Annotated in this window: 11 protein-coding genes; 6 read left to right on the forward strand and 5 right to left on the reverse strand. The window is 70.6% G+C overall.

The window, feature by feature from the left end; genetic code table 11:
• Positions 1 to 10 precede the first annotated feature (10 nt).
• The 5 genes from ABD120_RS16155 to aceB are packed head-to-tail and all read right to left on the reverse strand — an operon-like array spanning position 11 to position 6122.
• On the reverse strand, positions 11 to 739 hold the full coding sequence (locus tag ABD120_RS16155) for an IclR family transcriptional regulator (RefSeq protein WP_425563986.1): 729 nt from the start codon (positions 737 to 739) through the stop codon (positions 11 to 13).
• A gap of 2 nt (positions 740 to 741) precedes the next feature.
• A complete protein-coding gene (locus ABD120_RS16160) occupies positions 742 to 1929 on the reverse strand; it encodes a (Fe-S)-binding protein (protein ID WP_343950703.1) in 1188 nt (395 codons plus the stop codon).
• A gap of 1 nt (position 1930) precedes the next feature.
• Positions 1931 to 3136, reverse strand: a complete 1206-nt coding sequence (locus ABD120_RS16165; protein WP_343950704.1) for an FAD-binding oxidoreductase — start codon at positions 3134 to 3136, stop codon at positions 1931 to 1933.
• Positions 3136 to 4572 (reverse strand): FAD-linked oxidase C-terminal domain-containing protein, encoded by a 1437-nt coding sequence (locus tag ABD120_RS16170; RefSeq protein ID WP_343950705.1) that lies wholly within the window; start codon positions 4570 to 4572, stop codon positions 3136 to 3138. The genes ABD120_RS16165 and ABD120_RS16170 overlap by 1 nt, the downstream gene beginning before the upstream one ends.
• The gene (gene aceB / locus ABD120_RS16175) at positions 4569 to 6122 is read right to left on the reverse strand and encodes a malate synthase A (RefSeq protein ID WP_343950706.1); all 1554 of its coding nucleotides are present in this window, start codon (positions 6120 to 6122) and stop codon (positions 4569 to 4571) included. The genes ABD120_RS16170 and aceB overlap by 4 nt, the downstream gene beginning before the upstream one ends.
• 144 nt (positions 6123 to 6266) lie before the next feature.
• Here aceB and ABD120_RS16180 point away from each other — a divergent pair, with 144 nt between their 5' ends.
• The 6 genes from ABD120_RS16180 to holA all read left to right on the forward strand — a co-directional run bounded on the left by ABD120_RS16180 (position 6267) and on the right by holA (position 15879).
• Entirely contained in the window at positions 6267 to 6950 is a 684-nt protein-coding gene (locus ABD120_RS16180) for a DUF4097 family beta strand repeat-containing protein (RefSeq protein ID WP_343950707.1), read from the forward strand.
• 82 nt (positions 6951 to 7032) lie between these two features.
• The gene (gene hflX / locus ABD120_RS16185; RefSeq protein ID WP_425563987.1) at positions 7033 to 8442 is read left to right on the forward strand and encodes a GTPase HflX; all 1410 of its coding nucleotides are present in this window, start codon (positions 7033 to 7035) and stop codon (positions 8440 to 8442) included.
• A gap of 388 nt (positions 8443 to 8830) precedes the next feature.
• The gene (locus ABD120_RS16190; RefSeq protein ID WP_343950709.1) at positions 8831 to 10039 is read left to right on the forward strand and encodes an amidohydrolase family protein; all 1209 of its coding nucleotides are present in this window, start codon (positions 8831 to 8833) and stop codon (positions 10037 to 10039) included.
• Positions 10040 to 10672: 633 nt separating this feature from the next.
• A complete protein-coding gene (locus ABD120_RS16195; RefSeq protein WP_343950710.1) occupies positions 10673 to 11092 on the forward strand; it encodes a ComEA family DNA-binding protein in 420 nt (139 codons plus the stop codon).
• A 538-nt stretch (positions 11093 to 11630) separates the two neighbouring features.
• Entirely contained in the window at positions 11631 to 14597 is a 2967-nt protein-coding gene (locus ABD120_RS16200; RefSeq protein WP_343950711.1) for a ComEC/Rec2 family competence protein, read from the forward strand.
• 310 nt (positions 14598 to 14907) lie between these two features.
• Positions 14908 to 15879 carry a DNA polymerase III subunit delta gene (gene holA / locus ABD120_RS16205; protein ID WP_343950712.1) on the forward strand — a complete coding sequence of 324 codons (972 nt, stop codon included), beginning with the start codon at positions 14908 to 14910 and terminating at the stop codon, positions 15877 to 15879.
• Positions 15880 to 16406 lie beyond the last annotated feature (527 nt).

Consider the following 16406-nt stretch of genomic DNA (forward strand, 5'->3'; position numbering starts at 1 on the left):
CGCCCGGCGCTCACCGGAGCTCGGTGCCGAAGGCCGCCGCGAGCTGCCGCATGCCCTCGGCCAGCTCGTCGCGGTCGAGGGCGTCGATGCGCTCGGCCGGGCCGGACACCGACATGGCCGCCACCACCCGCCCGCCGTCGTGCACGGGCACCGCCAGGCAGTGGACGCCCAGCTCCTCCTCGCCGAGGTCCAGCGCGTAACCCCGGGTTCTCACCAGGTCCAGCTCGGCCAGCATGGCGGCGGGCTCGGTGATGGTGTTGGCCGTTTTGCGAGGCATCCCGGTCCGCTCCAGCAGCGCCAGCGCCTCGGCCCGGCTCCTGTCGGCGACGAGCACCTTGCCCACCGCCGTGCTGTGCGGCAGCACCCTGCGGCCGACCTCGGCGAACATCCGCAGCCTGCGCGGGGAGGACACCTGCGCGACGTACACGACGAAGTCGCCCTCCAGTACGGCCAGGTTCGCGGTCTCGCCGGACAGCTCGACCAGCCGGGTCAGGTACGGCTGCGCCCACACCGCCACCATGCGCTCGGCCACGCCGCCCAGCCGGACCAGGCCGCCGCCCAGGGCGTAGCGGCGGTCGGACTCCTGCCTGACGTACCCGCGCGTGAGCAGCGTGCGCAGCAGCCGGTGGATGGTCCCGTACGGCAGCCCGGTCGCGGCCGCGATCTCGGACAGCCCCGCCTCGCCGCCGTGGTCGGCCAGCGCCTCCAGCACGTCGAGCGCGCGGTCGACCGACTGCACGCTCACAGGCGCACCCCTCGCAGCGACGCGTCCAGCACCTCGGCCGTGTGCGCCACCCGGATCGGCCGGCCCGCGCGGGCCATCGCGGCGGCGATCTGCATCGTGCAGCCCGGGTTGGCGGAGATCAGCAGTTCCGCGCCGGTCGCGGCCACCGAGGCGGCCTTGCGGTCGCCGAGGTCGCGGGCCGCCTCCGGCTGGAAGACGTTGTACGTCCCGGCCGACCCGCAGCAGATCGCGGCCTCCGGCACCTCCTTCAGCCGCAGCCCGGGAATCGCCGCCAGCAGTTCCCTCGGCTGCCGCCTGATGCCCTGCGCGTGCGCCAGGTGGCAGGCGTCGTGGTAGGCCGCGCTCACCTCCAGCGGATGCCGCTCGGCGGCGGGGCCCAGCTCGGCCAGGAACTCCGACAGGTCCACGACGCGGAAGCCAGGCGCCTCGTACTCCTTCATCGACGACCCGCATCCGGCCGCGTTGACCACGACGGTGTCCACGCCCGCCTTCCTGAACGTCCTGATCGTCCGCGCGGCCAGCCGCCGCGCCTGCGCCTCCTGGCCGGCGTGCACGCTCAGCGCCCCGCAGCAGCCCTGGCCGGGCGGGATCACCACGTCGCAGCCCTCCAGCGCGAGCACCCGTGCGGTCGCCGCGTTCACCTGCGGGAAGAACTCGCGCTGCACGCAGCCGGTGAGCATGCCGACGACCGCCCTGCGCGGCCCGCGCGCCCGCACCAGCCTGGGCAGCCGCTGCCTGACGGGGACCTCGGGCGCGAGCGCGGCCATCGCCCCGAGGCTCGGGTGCGCCCGCGCCAGGAACGGAGCCAGCCGCCGCGCCGTCCGCAGACCGGGGCGCAGCAGCCGCAGCCGCCTCGGGTAGGGGAACAGGCCGAAGACCAGGCCACGGATCGCCCGCTCCCTCGGGTCGCGGACGACGGCGCGCTCGACCTCGGCGCGCGTCTGCTCGATCAGCAGGTCGTACCGGACGCCGGACGGGCAGGCGGTCACGCACGCCATGCAGCCGAGGCAGGCGTCGAAGTGCCCGGCCATCACGGGGGTGATCGGGGTGCCCTCCGTGTGCTGCTTCATCAGATGGATCCGGCCGCGCGGGGAGTCCATCTCCTCGCCCCACAGCACGTACGTGGGACAGGTCGGCAGGCAGAACCCGCAGTGGACGCAGTCCTTGATCAGTTCGGGGTCCATGTCAGATGCCTCCCACGAAGCGGCCGGGCGACATCGTGCGCGCGGGATCGAAGCGCTCCTTGACCCGCCGCATCAACGCCATCGCCGAAACCTCGCCCCACCGGTCGATGCCTTCCGGGCCGTTCGCCGCCGTACGGTCGGGCCACTGGTCGGACCACTGGTCGGACCACTGGTCGGGCCACGCCAGCAGGACCACCCTGGCTCCGTCCGCCCTGAGCCGCGCGACCAGCTCAGGATCGCGGGCGTGCAGCCACAGGCGCCCGGTGACCGGCGACCCCCGTAGCGCGGCGCCCGCCTCCGCCGCGAGGTCGAGCACCGCGCCCACCCGGGACGGCAGGCAGCGCACCTCCGCCAGGTGGGTCCCGTCGAGCGGCTCGTCCCACCACGCGGGGGCCGTGTCGCGCACCTCGCCGGGCAGGCCGCTCTCGCGCAGCAGCGCCTCGGCCCGGTGGGCGGCCGCCGTACCCTCGACGAGGGCGGCCACCCGCACCCCGTCGCCGCTCGCGCACTCCACCGCGCTGGGCTCGTGCTGGGAGGCGGCCAGGACGGCGGCGAGCTCCCGGACCCGCGCCCGCCCGGTCTCCACCTCGATCCACCGGCGCTCGGCGGGCAGCGGGTGCAGCCGGAATGTGGCCTCGGCGATGACGCCCAGCGTGCCGTACGACCCGGTGAACAGCTTGCCCAGGTCGTAGCCCGCGACGTTCTTGACCACCTTGCCGCCCGAGCGGGCGACGGTGCCGTCCGGCAGCACCACGGTCATGCCGATCAGCAGGTCGCGCGGGGTGCCGTACCGGAAGGAACGGGGACCGGCGAGCCCGGTGGCCAGCAGGCCGCCGACGGTCTCGCCCGCGCCGGAGGGCGCGTCGGCGGCCAGTTCCTGCCCCGCCCGCGCGAGCCGGTCGGCGAGCGCCGCCAGCGTGAGGCCCGCCTGCGCACGCACGATCAGGTCGCCCGTGGCGTGCTCGACGACCTCGTTCAGGCAGCTGGTGTCGAGCAGGACGTCGCAGCGTTCGGGCGGCGCCCCCCAGTGCACCTTGGTGCCGCCGCCCACGGGCACGACCGCCAGCCCTTCCTGCGAGCAGGCGCGCAACAGCGCGGCCACCTCCCGCACGGACTCCGGCAGCGCCACCCAGCGGGGCAGCACCCCGCCGACCCGGTCGCCGTCACCGGCCTCGCGCAGCGTCACTCCCGTCGTGCCGATCGCCATCAGAACTGCTCCGCCTCCCCGGACTCGACCAGCGGATGCACGCCCTTGCGCACACCCGGTACCTCGCCGCACAGGCGCGGCGTCGGGAAGACCTTGCCGGGGTTGGACAGGCCGCGCGGGTCGAAGGCGCACCGGACGAGCTGCATGGTGTCGAGATCGTCCGGGGAGAACATCTTCGGCATGTACCCGGCCTTGTCGACGCCGACGCCGTGCTCGCCGGTGATCGAACCGCCGTGCTCGACGCACAGGTCGAGGATGCGGCCGGAGACGGCCTCGGCCCGCTCGCCCGCGCCCGGCTCCGCGTCGTCGAACAGCACCAGCGGGTGCAGATTGCCGTCACCGGCGTGGAAGACGTTGGCCACCCTGATGCCGTATTCGGCCGACAGCCGGTCGATGCTCGCCAGCACCCGGGGCAGGCTGGTGCGCGGCACCACCCCGTCCTGCACGATGTAGGCGGGGCTGATCCGGCCGACCGCCGCGAAGGCCGACTTGCGGCCCTTCCAGATCGCCGCCCGCTCCTCCGCGTCCGCCGCCACCCGCAGCTCGAAGGCGTCCGCGCAGATCATCCGCAACTGCGCGAACTGCTGCTCGACCTCCGCTGCGGGGCCGTCCAGTTCGACGATCAGCACCGCGCCCGCGCCCTGCGGGTACGCGCACGCGACCGCCGCCTCCGCCGCCTCGATCGCCAGCGCGTCCATCATCTCGATCGCGGCGGGGACGATGCCCGCGCCGATGATCGCGGTCACCGCCGCGCCGCCCTGCTCGACGCTCTCGTAGGCGGCCAGGACCGTCGTCACGGCCTCGGGGGCACGGCTCAGCCGTACGGTGACCTTGGTGGTGATGCCCAGCGTGCCCTCCGAGCCCACGAAGGCGCCGAGCAGGTCGTAGCCGGGGTCCGTCCGGTCGAGGGTGACGATGTCACCGTCGGGCGTGACGATCTCGCACGCCTCCACGTGGTTGACGGTGAAGCCGTACTTGAGGCAGTGGGCGCCGCCGGAGTTCTCGGCGACGTTGCCGCCGATCGAGCAGATCTGCTGGCTGGAGGGGTCGGGCGCGTAGTAGTAGCCCTGCTCGCGCACCGCCTCCGTGATCGCCAGGTTGGTCACGCCGGGTTCGACCACCGCGCGGCGGTCGGCCAGATCGATCTCCAGGATGCGGCGCATCCGCGAGGTGACGATGAGCACGCCGTCGGTGCGGGGGAGCGCGCCGCCGGACAGGCCCGTGCCGGAGCCGCGCGCCACGAACGGCACGCCGTACTCGGCGCAGAGCCTGACGATCGCGGCGATCTCCTCGGCGCTGCCGGGCAGGACGACGACGCCGGGCGTGGCGCGGTGGTAGGTCAGGCCGTCGCACTCGTACGTGCGCAACCGGACCGGGTCGGTGATCGGTTCCGTCACCTCGCCCAGCCGCGCGACGAGCTCATCGAGGGCTGTCATGGCATGCGAGCATATGCCGGAAGAGTCAGGAATTCGGCGAAGTCGTCGTCCAGCGCGACCTCCTTGAACAGCTCCTTGGCCTGCTCGAAGAACGGGCTGTCGTGCCGCTGCTCGTCGATGATCCGCTCCACCAGCTCCTTCGTGACCACCTGCCCGGTGTCGGACAGGCGGATGCCGTTGTGGATCCACTGCCAGATCTGCGAGCGCGAGATCTCGGCCGTGGCGGCGTCCTCCATCAGGTTGTGGATCGCGACCGCGCCGAGCCCGCCCATCCAGGCCGCCAGGTAGCGCAGCGCCACGTCCACGTTGTTGCGCAGCCCCGCCTCGGTGATCTCACCCGGCGTGGCCGAGACGTTCAGCAGGTCGGCGGCGCCCACCCGGACGTCCTCGCGCAGCCGGTCGAGCTGGTTCGGACGGCCGTCGAGGACGGCGTCGAAGACCTCACGGCAGACCGGCACCAGGTCGGGGTGGGCCACCCAGGAGCCGTCGAAGCCGTCGCCCGACTCGCGGGTCTTGTCGGCGCGGACCTTCTCCAGCGCGGCCGCGTTGACCTCCGGGTCGCGCCGCGACGGGATGAAGGCCGCCATCCCGCCGATGGCGTGCGCGCCGCGCCGATGGCACGTTCGCACGAGCAGTTCGGTGTAGGCGCGCATGAACGGCGCGGTCATCGTGACCGCGTTGCGCTCGGGCAGCAGGAACTCGCGGCCCCTGGTGCGGAACTTCTTGATCACGCTGAACAGGTAGTCCCAGCGGCCCGCGTTGAGCCCGGCCGAGTGCTCGCGCAGCTCGTAGAGGATCTCGTCCATCTCGAAGGCCGCCGGGTAGGTCTCGATCAGCACGGTCGCCCGGATCGTCCCCCTGGGGAGGCCGAGCGCGTCCTGAGCGTGGACGAACACCTCGTTCCAGAGCCGCGCCTCCAGGTGGGACTCCATCTTCGGCAGGTAGAAGTAGGGGCCCTTCCCCTTGCCGAGCTGGCGCCTCGCGCAGTGGAAGAAGTACAGGCCGAAGTCGAACAGCGACGCCGGCACCGGCCGGCCGTCCACCCTCGCGTGCTTCTCGTCGAGGTGCCAGCCGCGCGGCCGGACCACGACCGTGGCCAGCTCGTCGTCGGGCCGCAGCGCGTAGCTCTTGCCCCCGGTCTCGAAGTCGATCGTGCGGTCGAGTGCGTCGCGCAGGTTGAGCTGGCCGTTCACGCAGTTCTCCCACAGCGGGGAGTTGGCGTCCTCGAAGTCGGCCAGCCACACCCTGGCGCCGGAATTGAGGGCGTTGACGGTCATCTTCCTGTCGACCGGGCCGGTGATCTCGACGCGGCGGTCCTCAAGGCCGGGAGCGGGCGGCGCGACCCGCCACTCGCCCTCCCTGACCGCCTCGGTCTCCGGCAGGAAGCCGAGCGTGCCGCCCGCCGACAGCTCCGCCTGGCGGTCCTGCCTGGCCTGGAGAAGTTCGCGGCGGCGGGCGTCGAAGCGGCGGTGGAGGGACTCCACGAAGTCCAGTGCCTCGGGCGTGAGGATCTCGTCGAACCGGTCGAGCCGCGGGCCGGTGATCTCCATTACCCCTCGCTTTCCATTATGCGGAAAATCAGTTCTGGATTATGGAATTGAAGCTACTTCATGCGCCTGCGGGGGTCAAAGGCGGGGTCACCCCGGGGACATCCCGGATGCAGGCCGTACCCTGGGCGCGGAAGGATCGCCCGCATGAGAGCAATCGTGTTCGCGGGGGCGCTGGCCGTGTCCGCCGTCGTGCTCACGGGCTGCCGCCTGGAGAGCCTCGGCGGCCCCACCGAGGAGAGCGTGGTCAGCTACGACGTCGGCGACAAGGTGAGCGCCCTGGAGGTCTACGCGGGCAGCGGGGACATCGTGGTCACGGGGTCGGACCGGAGCGGCATCCGCGTCACGGAGACCATGCAGTGGCGCAACAGGAAACCGGAGGCCCGGCACCAGGTCAACGGCGAATGGCTCCGGCTCGACTACGAGTGCCCGCACGGCACCTGTTCCGTGAGCTACCGCGTCGAGGTGCCCAAGGGAACGCAGGTCAAGCCGGAGACCGGGTCGGGCGACATCACCCTGCGCGGCCTCACCGGCCGGATCGAGGTCACGGCGGGCTCCGGCGAGGTCGAGGCGTCCGGGCTCGGGGCGGGTGAGACCACGGCCGAGACGGGCTCGGGGAACATGGAGTTCAAATACGGCGCTGTGCCGGGCGACGTGGACCTGCGGACGGGTTCCGGCAACATCTCCGTGACCGTGCCCGACGCCTCTTACGACATCACCACGGACACCGGATCGGGCGACACCCGGGTGGACGTCGCACAGGACCCCGCGGCGCCTTCGAAGATCGCCGTGGAGACCGGTTCCGGAAATATTCGCGTGTTGCCCGGATAACCAGGTGATCGCCCCCCTGGTGACGTGTCACCATCGGGAAGACACCACGGTGTTCAGACGTTGCCTATTAGAGATGACACGAATGCAGAATTTTACCCCACTCGATCACATCGAGACCGGCGAGTTGGACCTTGAAGAGCGCCAGGCGCTCCGCCGCGTCGCTGGCCTCTCCACCGAGCTCCAGGACGTCACCGAGGTCGAATACCGCCAGCTCAGACTCGAGCGGGTGGTCCTCGTCGGTGTCTGGACCTCGGGAACGGCTGAAGACGCCGAAAACTCTCTCCTCGAACTCAAACTCCTGGCGGAGACCGCCGGCTCGGAGGTGCTGGAAGGGCTCATCCAGCGCCGGCCGAAAGCCGACCCCGCCACCTACATCGGCGCGGGCAAGGCGCTGGAACTGCGCGACATCGTCGAGGCCAGCGGCGCCGACACGGTCATCGCCGACGGCGAGCTGACCCCGGCGCAACTGCGCGAGCTGGAGGAGGTCGTCAAGGTCAAGGTGGTCGATCGGACCATGCTGATCCTCGACATCTTCGCCCAGCACGCCAAGTCCCGCGAGGGCAAGGCGCAGGTCGAGCTGGCCCAGTTGCAGTACCTCATGCCGAGGCTGCGCGGCTGGGGCGGCAACCTGTCCCGCCAGGTCGGCGGCCGGTCCTCCAACGGCGTCGGCGTGGGCGGGCGCGGTCCCGGTGAGACGAAGATCGAACTCGACCGGCGCCGCATTCGCGAGCGCATGGCGAAACTGCGCAGGCAGATCGCCGGCATGTCCACCGCGCGCGAGGTCACGCGGCACCGGCGCAAGAGCCGCGAGGTTCCCGCCGTGGCCATCGCGGGCTACACCAACGCGGGCAAGTCCTCGCTGCTCAACCGCATCACCGGCGCGGGCGTGCTGGTGGAGGACGCCCTGTTCGCCACGCTGGACCCGACCGTGCGCAGGTCGCGCACGGCCGACGGCCGCCTGTTCACGATCGCCGACACCGTCGGCTTCGTCAGGCACCTGCCGCACCAGCTCGTCGAGGCGTTCCGCTCCACGCTGGAGGAGGTCGCCGACGCCGACCTGATCCTCCACGTGGTCGACGGCTCGCACCCCGACCCTGAGGGGCAGCTCGCCGCCGTGCGCGAGGTCTTCGGCACCATCGAGGGCGCGCTCGACGTGCCCGAGCTGGTGGTGATCAACAAGGCCGACGCGGCGGACCAGGAGGTGCTCGACCGGATCGCCAGGCGCGAGCGCGACAGCGTCGTGGTCTCCGCGCACACCGGCGCGGGCATCCCGGAGCTGCTGGAGCTGCTGGAGAGCCGGCTGCCCCGTCTCGACCACGAGGTCAGGCTGCTCGTCCCCTATGACAGGGGCGACCTGATCTCCAGGGCCCACGAGGAGGGCGAGGTCGTCTCCGTCGAGCACGTCGAGGACGGGACGATCCTGCACGCCTGGGTGCTGTCCAGCCTGTACAGCGAGCTGGAGCGGGTGGCCAAGCCCGTCGAGCGAGTCTGATGCCGGTATAAGGGGTACGGCGGCAGCCGTCGTACCCCTTATATGCCGACAAAAGCGGCAGTGGTCTTGGGGTCGGGGGATTGCTACGATTGGCCAAGCCTTAGGACGAAACGGCGTGGGTTATGGATGATGGCTGCTGCGGAACGTCACGCCCGCAGGGGGCTCTGTGACGGTTGGGATTTCTTCCGAATAACCCTGTACAGCTAGCCAGCCTGTGAAATAACGTAACTGAACTGAAATCGTCGGAACATGCGGCCGACGGTAAGGTCACCGCACATCATTGGCGGATGAGAGCAGGAGACCCCATGTCGTCCGGACCCGGAGCGGACTCAATGGGCGCGGCGAAGGCCGTGCGCGTGCTTCCGCGTCCGTGCGGGGCGGTGATGCGGTGACCGTTCGCCTGCTGACCAACATCGGCCGTCTCTGGACCGGCAACGAGGTCCTCAGCAACGCGGCCATCCTCGTCCACAACGACCGCATCGCGTGGGTCGGCCGCGCCCCCGACCTGCCGCAGAGCGTCCCCGGAGTCGTCGACGACATCGTCGACGTCGACCACGTCGAGAACCTCGGCGGCGCCCTCGTCACACCCGGCCTCATCGACGCCCACACGCACCCGGTCTACGCCGGCAACCGCTACGCCGAACTCGCCATCCGCACCGGCGGCTCCACCTCCTCCGCCATCACCGCGGCGGGCGGCGGCGTCGGCTCCACCGTCACCGTGACCCGGGGCACCGACCCGTGGACCCTCTGCAACGGCGTCCGTGAACGCCTGCGCTCCTGGATCCTCGGCGGCACCACCACCGTCGAGGCCAAGACCGGCTACCACCTCACCCGCGACGGCGAACTCGCCGACGTGCGGCTGCTGCGCGAGCTGGAGAAGGAACCGATGATGCCGAGGGTGCACGTCACCTTCCTGGCCGCGCACGTCGTCCCGCCCGAGTACTTCGGCCGCCAGCGCGAGTACGTCGAGGCCGTGGGCGCCTGGTGCGCCGACGCGGCCGCCGCCGGAGCCGACAGCGTCGACGTCTACTGCGACGAAGGCCACTTCACCACCGAGGAATCCCGCTGGGTCCTCGCCTCCGGCCGCAACGTCGGCCTGCTGCCGCGCATCCACGCCGGGCTGTTCAGCCGCCGAGGCGCCGTGCAACTGGCCGCCGAACTCGGCTGCGCCTCCGCCGACGGCCTCCACCACACCTCCGACGAGGATCTCGCCATCCTGTCCCGGTACGGTGTGCCCGCCGTCGTCTGCCCCGCGACCGCTCTGCAGCGCGGCAATCTGCCGCCCGTCCGCAAGATGATCAAGCATGGCGTGGTCGTCGCCCTCGGCAGCGACCACAACCCCGGCTACTGCGGCATCACGTCGATGTCCCAGGTCATCGCCATGGCCGTCGCCGCCTTCGGGATGAGTGTCAACGACGCCCTGCGTGCCGCCACGCTCGGCGGGGCCACCGTACTCGGGGCGCCCGACAGAGGCGTGCTCACACCCGGCCGCCTCGCCGACATCGTCCAGTGGGACGCCGACCACGAAGGCGCCTTCGCCTGGGCTTTCGGTCTCAAGCCGCGCCGGGTCTGGCGGGGTGGCACGCCCGTCCAGTAGTGCGGTAGACCACCGGTCGCCGTCATCGCCTGCCTGATCGTCACCGCCTCCACCGCCTGTCTGAGCGTGCCGGCGGACGTCATTCTCGTCACCGCCTCCACCGCCTGCTTGAGCGTGCCCGCCGACGTCACTGTCGTCTCTGATGGCCTGATCGTGCCTGCCGTCGTCACCGTCGTCTCAGCTTGACTTCGGCGTCACCGTAACTGTCTGGCCTTCGTCCTCATCGCCGTCCACAGCTCTGGCGACGGCCTCACCCGTTATCCCCAGAACGCCGTTCTGGCCCTTGGCCTTGGCCCCACCCGCCATACCTTCGTTCGCGTGCACGCCGCCGACCCCACCACCGAGCAAGCCATCGCCACCTCCCGGCTTCAAGCGATCATCGACCCGGCCGAAGACACACCTCCACGCCCGCCATCGCGCTCACACCCGACCCAGCCCCCTCGGCCCTCGACCAGACCCGGCCTTCTGGACCCAGGCAGACCCGGCCTCCGAGTCCTGCTGGCGATCGGGGCGCTGGCGGTTGCGGTGGGCGCCGTCTATCTCTGGCAGTCCCGCCCCACCTCCCACCCGCTCCCACCTCCAGCTCCGATAGCGGCCCCACACACCTCGGCCAACCGCCCCACGGCGACCGTCATGGTCCACGTAACCGGAAAGGTCCGCACCCCCGGCGTCTACACGCTGCCGGCCGGAGCCCGGGTAACCGACGCCCTGAAAGCCGCAGGAGGCCTACGGGACGGCGCGCACCCAGGCGTCCTCAATCTCGCCAGACGCCTGCTGGACGGCGAGCAACTGGCCGTGGGCACCAAACCCGCCTCTCAACCGCCGGGCGCGATCACCACCTCTCCACTCGACCCCACGGCCACCGTCATAGACCTCAACACAGCCACGATCGCCCAGCTGGAGCAGCTCCCCGGAGTAGGCGAAGTCCTTGCCACCCGCATAGCCACCTACCGCGACACCCAGGGCGGTTTCCGCAGCATCGACCAACTCAAAGAAGTCAGCGGCATAGGCGACCGCAAATTCGCCGACCTGAAAGACAAGGTCCGTATCTAGCCTGAAAATGCCCGAAGCCTTCAACGAAACACCCTTGCCACACACCACCCGGCCCCGCAGCCCCGCAGCCCCTTCGCGTGGCTGAGTTGGCAGCCTCACCAACCGTCACCCGGCCCTGTCCCTCCGCCTACCCCTGGTCGACGACACCCGCATGTTCTTCACATCACCCACCCGCGACGAGCCCGGCTCAGCGACCACCTGGTCTCTTGCCATGCCCGCCACAGCTTCCTGGGCAACGGCTCTCATCCTGCTGGGCTGTCCACCCGCAGCATGCATCACCACAGCCATCACAGCGGCTCTCGCCGCACTCATCGTCGCGGCCAGGCGCCGTACGACCAGCCTCAGCCCTGCCACACCCGCCCCCACAACCGGCCACCGACCGCTCAGCCCTGACCGCCTGCCGAGTCGGCGTCCTCCCCAGCGCTCCGCCACTTCGGACACCACGGAACACTCACCGAGCCGACCCCGAACCCTGCCTCCAACCACCCACCACAACTCCCGGCACATCCTCACCTGGCGGACGCCTCTCCGTGAACCCGTGAGAACGCTCATCCACCGCGCAGCTCAGAGCATCCGAATCCAACCGACCGCCTCCGGATACACACGGCTGTGGCGGAACACCCTCCTCGCGGTGCTCACCTGTGTCGCCGCCACCTCCGCCACCGTGGCCATGAGGGTCCACGCGGTCACCTCCGGCCCGGTTGCCCACCTCGCGGAACAGGGCGCCATCGTCACCGCCGAGGTCACCCTGACCGACGACCCGAAAATCCGACCACCCAAGAGCACTCGTTTCCCCCAAGACCGGGTGGCAGTCGAAGCCCGCATCGACATACTCCAGACAGACAAGGCCCGCATTGCCGTACGGTCGCCGGTGGTCCTCCTGGCCTCAGGCCGCTCGTGGCGCAACCTCCTACCCAGCCAACGCCTGCAAGTCAGCGGCAAGCTGGTACCCGGAGACCAGGGCACGCTCACCGCCGCCCTGTTCCTGCTCCGAGGCCAACCCGAAATCCTCTCGGGCCCGTCCTCACCGCAGACCGTGGCAGGCGAGATCAGGGCAGGCTTGCGGAACGCCGCGAACGTCCTGCCGACCGAGCAGCGCGGCCTCCTCCCCGGACTGGTGGTCGGCGACGTATCACGCATGGACCCCCAGGTGTCCGCCGACTTCAAGGACGCGGGCCTGTCTCACCTCACAGCGGTGAGCGGCGCGAACCTCGCGATCGTCGCCGGAGCCGTCCTCGCCCTCTCCCGCCTGACAGGGCTGCCACTGGCCGCCCGCGCCGGGCTGGCCGCAGTCGCCATGATCGCGTTCGCGGTGGTCGCCCGCCCCTCACCCAGCGTCCTGCGGGCCCTCCTCATGGGCCTCGTCGCCGCCGTCGCCCTCGGCACCGGCCGCGCCCGCGACGGCGTCGCCGCCCTGTCAGCCTCAGTTCTCCTACTGATCCTCTTCAACCCAGAACTAGCCCGTTCGTACGCTTTCGCGCTATCGGTCACCGCCACAGCCGGAATCCTGCTCTTGGCCCCAACCTGGCGCGACCGCCTTACCGGCACATCCACAACCACCTCCGAGGCGCCACTCACCCACGACGAACCACCCGCTGGCACTGCCGATTCGCACAATCGCCAAACCACGCCCGCCAAGCACCGACCACCCGTCCTCCGAACCAGCGGCCAATCATCCCGACCCCGCCGCCCGCTCTCTGATCACGTCTCTTCGGCACGGTCCTGCCCGCCCTCTGGCCACCCCTCTTCGGCACGGCCCTGCCTGCCCTCTGATCACCTCTCTTCTGCAGTGTCCTCCCAGCCTGCCGACCACATCCCCTCCCCGATGTCCCGTCCGCTCGCTGGCTCTGAGCCCCCCGCCGTACACCGGCAACCCATGGACAGCGTGATCGTTCAATACCGAGGAGAGCTCTCCAGCCACCGGGATGCGTTGCTTGGCGATCCAGGTCGGACGGGCCTTGGAGTTCGAACCGCCTGCCGTGCGGCCGGGAGGTGGGTACGCCGCCGCTTCGCCCCTGGCCACGGTCGCGCACGCCGCATGCCGCGCTGGGTCGCGGAGGCGATCACCATCCCCGCAGCTGCTCAGGCTGCGGTGACCCCGGTGCTGGTGCTCATGGCGGGCGAGCTGACCCCTGTCGCGGTCCTCGCCAACCTCCTCGCCGGACCTGCCGTAGCCCCTGCCACCCTGCTCGGCTTCGCGGCCGCGCTGATCGCCCCCATCAGCCAAGACGCGGCAGAACTCCTCGTGATCCCGGCTGGGTACGCGGTCGGCTGGATCATCACGATCGCACAATGGTCCGCGCGACTCCCGCTGGCGACGATCCCATGGCCAGGTGGCCTGCCCGGAGTGGCGATGCTGGCGATCGCCGCCGTGGCCGCCGTACTTCTGCTGCGCCGCGCCCGGTGGCGAGCCGTCCTCGCGACACTGACGGTCGCCACGCTCATCGTCGTGTACGCCGTCGGCCCCGCCGTCGCTCCCTGGCCGCCGAAGGGGTGGCTGTTCGTGATGTGTGATGTGGGCCAAGGAGATGGGATGGCCGTGGCCGCAGGCGAGGGCCGAGCGGTCGTGGTCGACACGGGCCCGGACCCGGTCGCGATGGACAGATGCCTCAGCGATCTGGGCATACAGGAGGTCCCCCTGGTCATCCTCACTCACCCGCACATGGATCACACCGGTGGACTTGCCGGGATCCTCAGAGATCGCCGGGTAGGCGCGATCGTGGTGGCTTCGCACCACACCACCGAGGCCGTCCTGCCACCACTCACTCCCGCTCCCGCCGTACTCCCCTCGCACGACACGGACGCCGGCGAAGGCACCGTCCCGGCCAGCGGGGGAAGCGTGATCCCGCCCGTGACTCTGCTGCGTGATCCCGAAGATGCGCCGGGCACGGGCGTCGGGCCAGAAGTGGCGCGGCGTCGGGTTCCCGATTCCGGAGATGCGCCGGGCACGGGCGTCGGGTCAGAGGTGGCGTGGCGTCGGGTTCCCGATTCCGGAGATGCGCCAGGCACAGGGTTCGGCTCAGAGGTAACGCGGCGTCGGATTCCCGTGTGGGCCGCGTTGCCCGGGACGAGATGGCAGTTCGGGCCGTCGGAGCTGACGGTGCTCGCTCCCGATCAGGACGCCGTAGGAGGACATACCGAAGGAAGCGAGGTGAACAATGGGAGCCTGGTGGTTCGCGTTCGCTGGCAGGCGGGCTCACTGCTGCTCAGTGGGGACATCGAGACCGAGGCGCAGGCCAAGCTGCTGCGTGCGGAATCCCCGGCGGCGGACATCCTCAAGGTGCCCCACCACGGCTCCGCTCGGCAGGATGCGGACTTCATCGATGCGGTCGGTGCCCGAGCGGCACTGATCAGCGTGGGGGCGGACAACGACTACGGCCATCCGGCCCCCTCGACCCTGTCGATGCTGCAGAGGGCGGGAGCGCGCGTTTACCGTACGGACCGCTCGGGAGATCTGGCGGTTGTGTCCACGAGCGCAGGGTTGGCTGTCACGACGCGCCATTGATGGACGGCGAGCTGCGGGTGAGGCACATGGGAGAACGCCCCTGTGCTCGTCGGGGCCTGCGGCCTGGCCGACAGCGTGCGCCGCCGTCGCTCCGACTCGCTCTCCAGCATCGGGAGTGAATCGTGAGGAGGAGGGCGTGCCGAGTGGAGGGTGAGGAGCGGGGGCGAGAGGAAATGGAGGGTAAGGGGTGAGCGGTGGGCCGGGGCGCGTCGGTATGGCGGGAGGTGCAGGTGGGGGACTTGGGAGGTAGGGGACTTGGGTGGTCGGAAGGTGGTCTGGAGTGTCGGGGCGACGTGGGATGCTGCTTGGTATGGCGGTAACCGATCCAGCTCTGGTCACCCTGGTCGTCGGCGAAGAGGAACTGCTGGCCGAGCGGGCTGTGCGTGAGGTCGTGGCGGCGGCGCGACAGGCGGAGGCCGGCGCGGAGGTGCACGACCTCGTCGGGTCGAAGGTCACCCCCGGCGAGTTGGCACAGCTTGCGGCGCCGTCGCTGTTCGGCGACCGGTCGGTGGTGGTGATCAGGTCGGCGCAGGATCTCGGGAAGGACGTCATCGCCGAGGTCGTGGCCTACGCCAAGCAGCCGTCCGAGGACATCGTGCTCGTGGTGGTCCACCCGGGCGGGGTCAAGGGCAAGGCGCTGGTCGAGGGGTTGAAGAAGGCGCGGGTGGGCGTCGTCACCATCGGCAAGGTCACCAAGCCGGGCGAGCGGCTCGACTTCATCAAGACGGAGATCAAGCGGGCCGGGCGTTCCATCCAGGCGGACGCGGCACAGGCTCTGCTCGACGCGGTCGGCAATGACCTGCGGGAACTCGCCGCCGCGTGCAGTCAGCTGGCCTTCGACACGCAGGAGAAGAGCATCAACCTGGCCGCCGTGGCCCGCTATCACAAGGGCCGGGCGGAGGTCACCGGGTTCAACGTGGCCGATTCCGCCGTCGAGGGCAAGCTGGGGGAGGCGCTGGAGCAACTGCGGTGGGCGCTGGGGACGGGGGTCGCGCCCGTCCTGCTCGTGAGTGCCATGGCCGGTGGGCTGCGGTCGCTGGCGAAGGTGGGCGGGGCGCCGCGCAACCTGCGGGGCGGGCAACTGGCGAGCCATCTGGGCATGCCGCCGTGGAAGGTCGACCGGGTGCGGCGTCAGCTCAACGGCTGGGGGCCCGAAGGGCTGTCGCGGGCGCTTCAGGCGGTGGCCGTGGCGGACGAGCAGGTCAAGGGGGGTGGCGCGGATCCGGGCTATGCGCTCGAACGCGCCGTCCAGACCATCGTCGCCAGCCGGACCGGCCGGTAGCGGTCCACCGACAGTCTCCGAACCAGGATGCCGGTATCTCGGCCACCGGCTGTCAGGACGGATGATCGTCGGGTTGGGGTGTGAGGCCCCATGTGTCTCTTGGCTTCTAGCGGTCGTCGCAACACTGCTGATTGCTACTGTCCTCGGCGAGAAGCTCAGCCATGCGTTGGGCTGGGGTGTGGTGTCGTGTGGTCTGGGGTTGGGCCGTGGGGTCGGGTGGCTGCCGGTTGGGGTGTGATGTCGGCGACGGCCCGTAGCCGCTGCGCTGCGCAGCTCCAGGACGGCCAGGAATCGTGCGATCACCTGTCGGCGATGGCCCGTAGCCGCTGCGCAGCCCTACCCTGGATATCTCGTCAGGGCCCTGGCGCGGGTCGGCCTCAACGGCGCTGTCAATAGCACCGTGCCGCCTGCTGTCGGGGCGAGTAGTCGCGTGGCCGTGGAGTGGAGCGCGCAGTCGCACGCCTGACGTGGGGCGACGGGCCTGACAGCGGGTTTCTGAGAAGAAGTGGAGGTCACTTGCTGGCGAG

It is taken from the genome of Nonomuraea longicatena (assembly GCF_039525605.1).
Lineage (GTDB): Bacteria > Actinomycetota > Actinomycetes > Streptosporangiales > Streptosporangiaceae > Nonomuraea > Nonomuraea longicatena.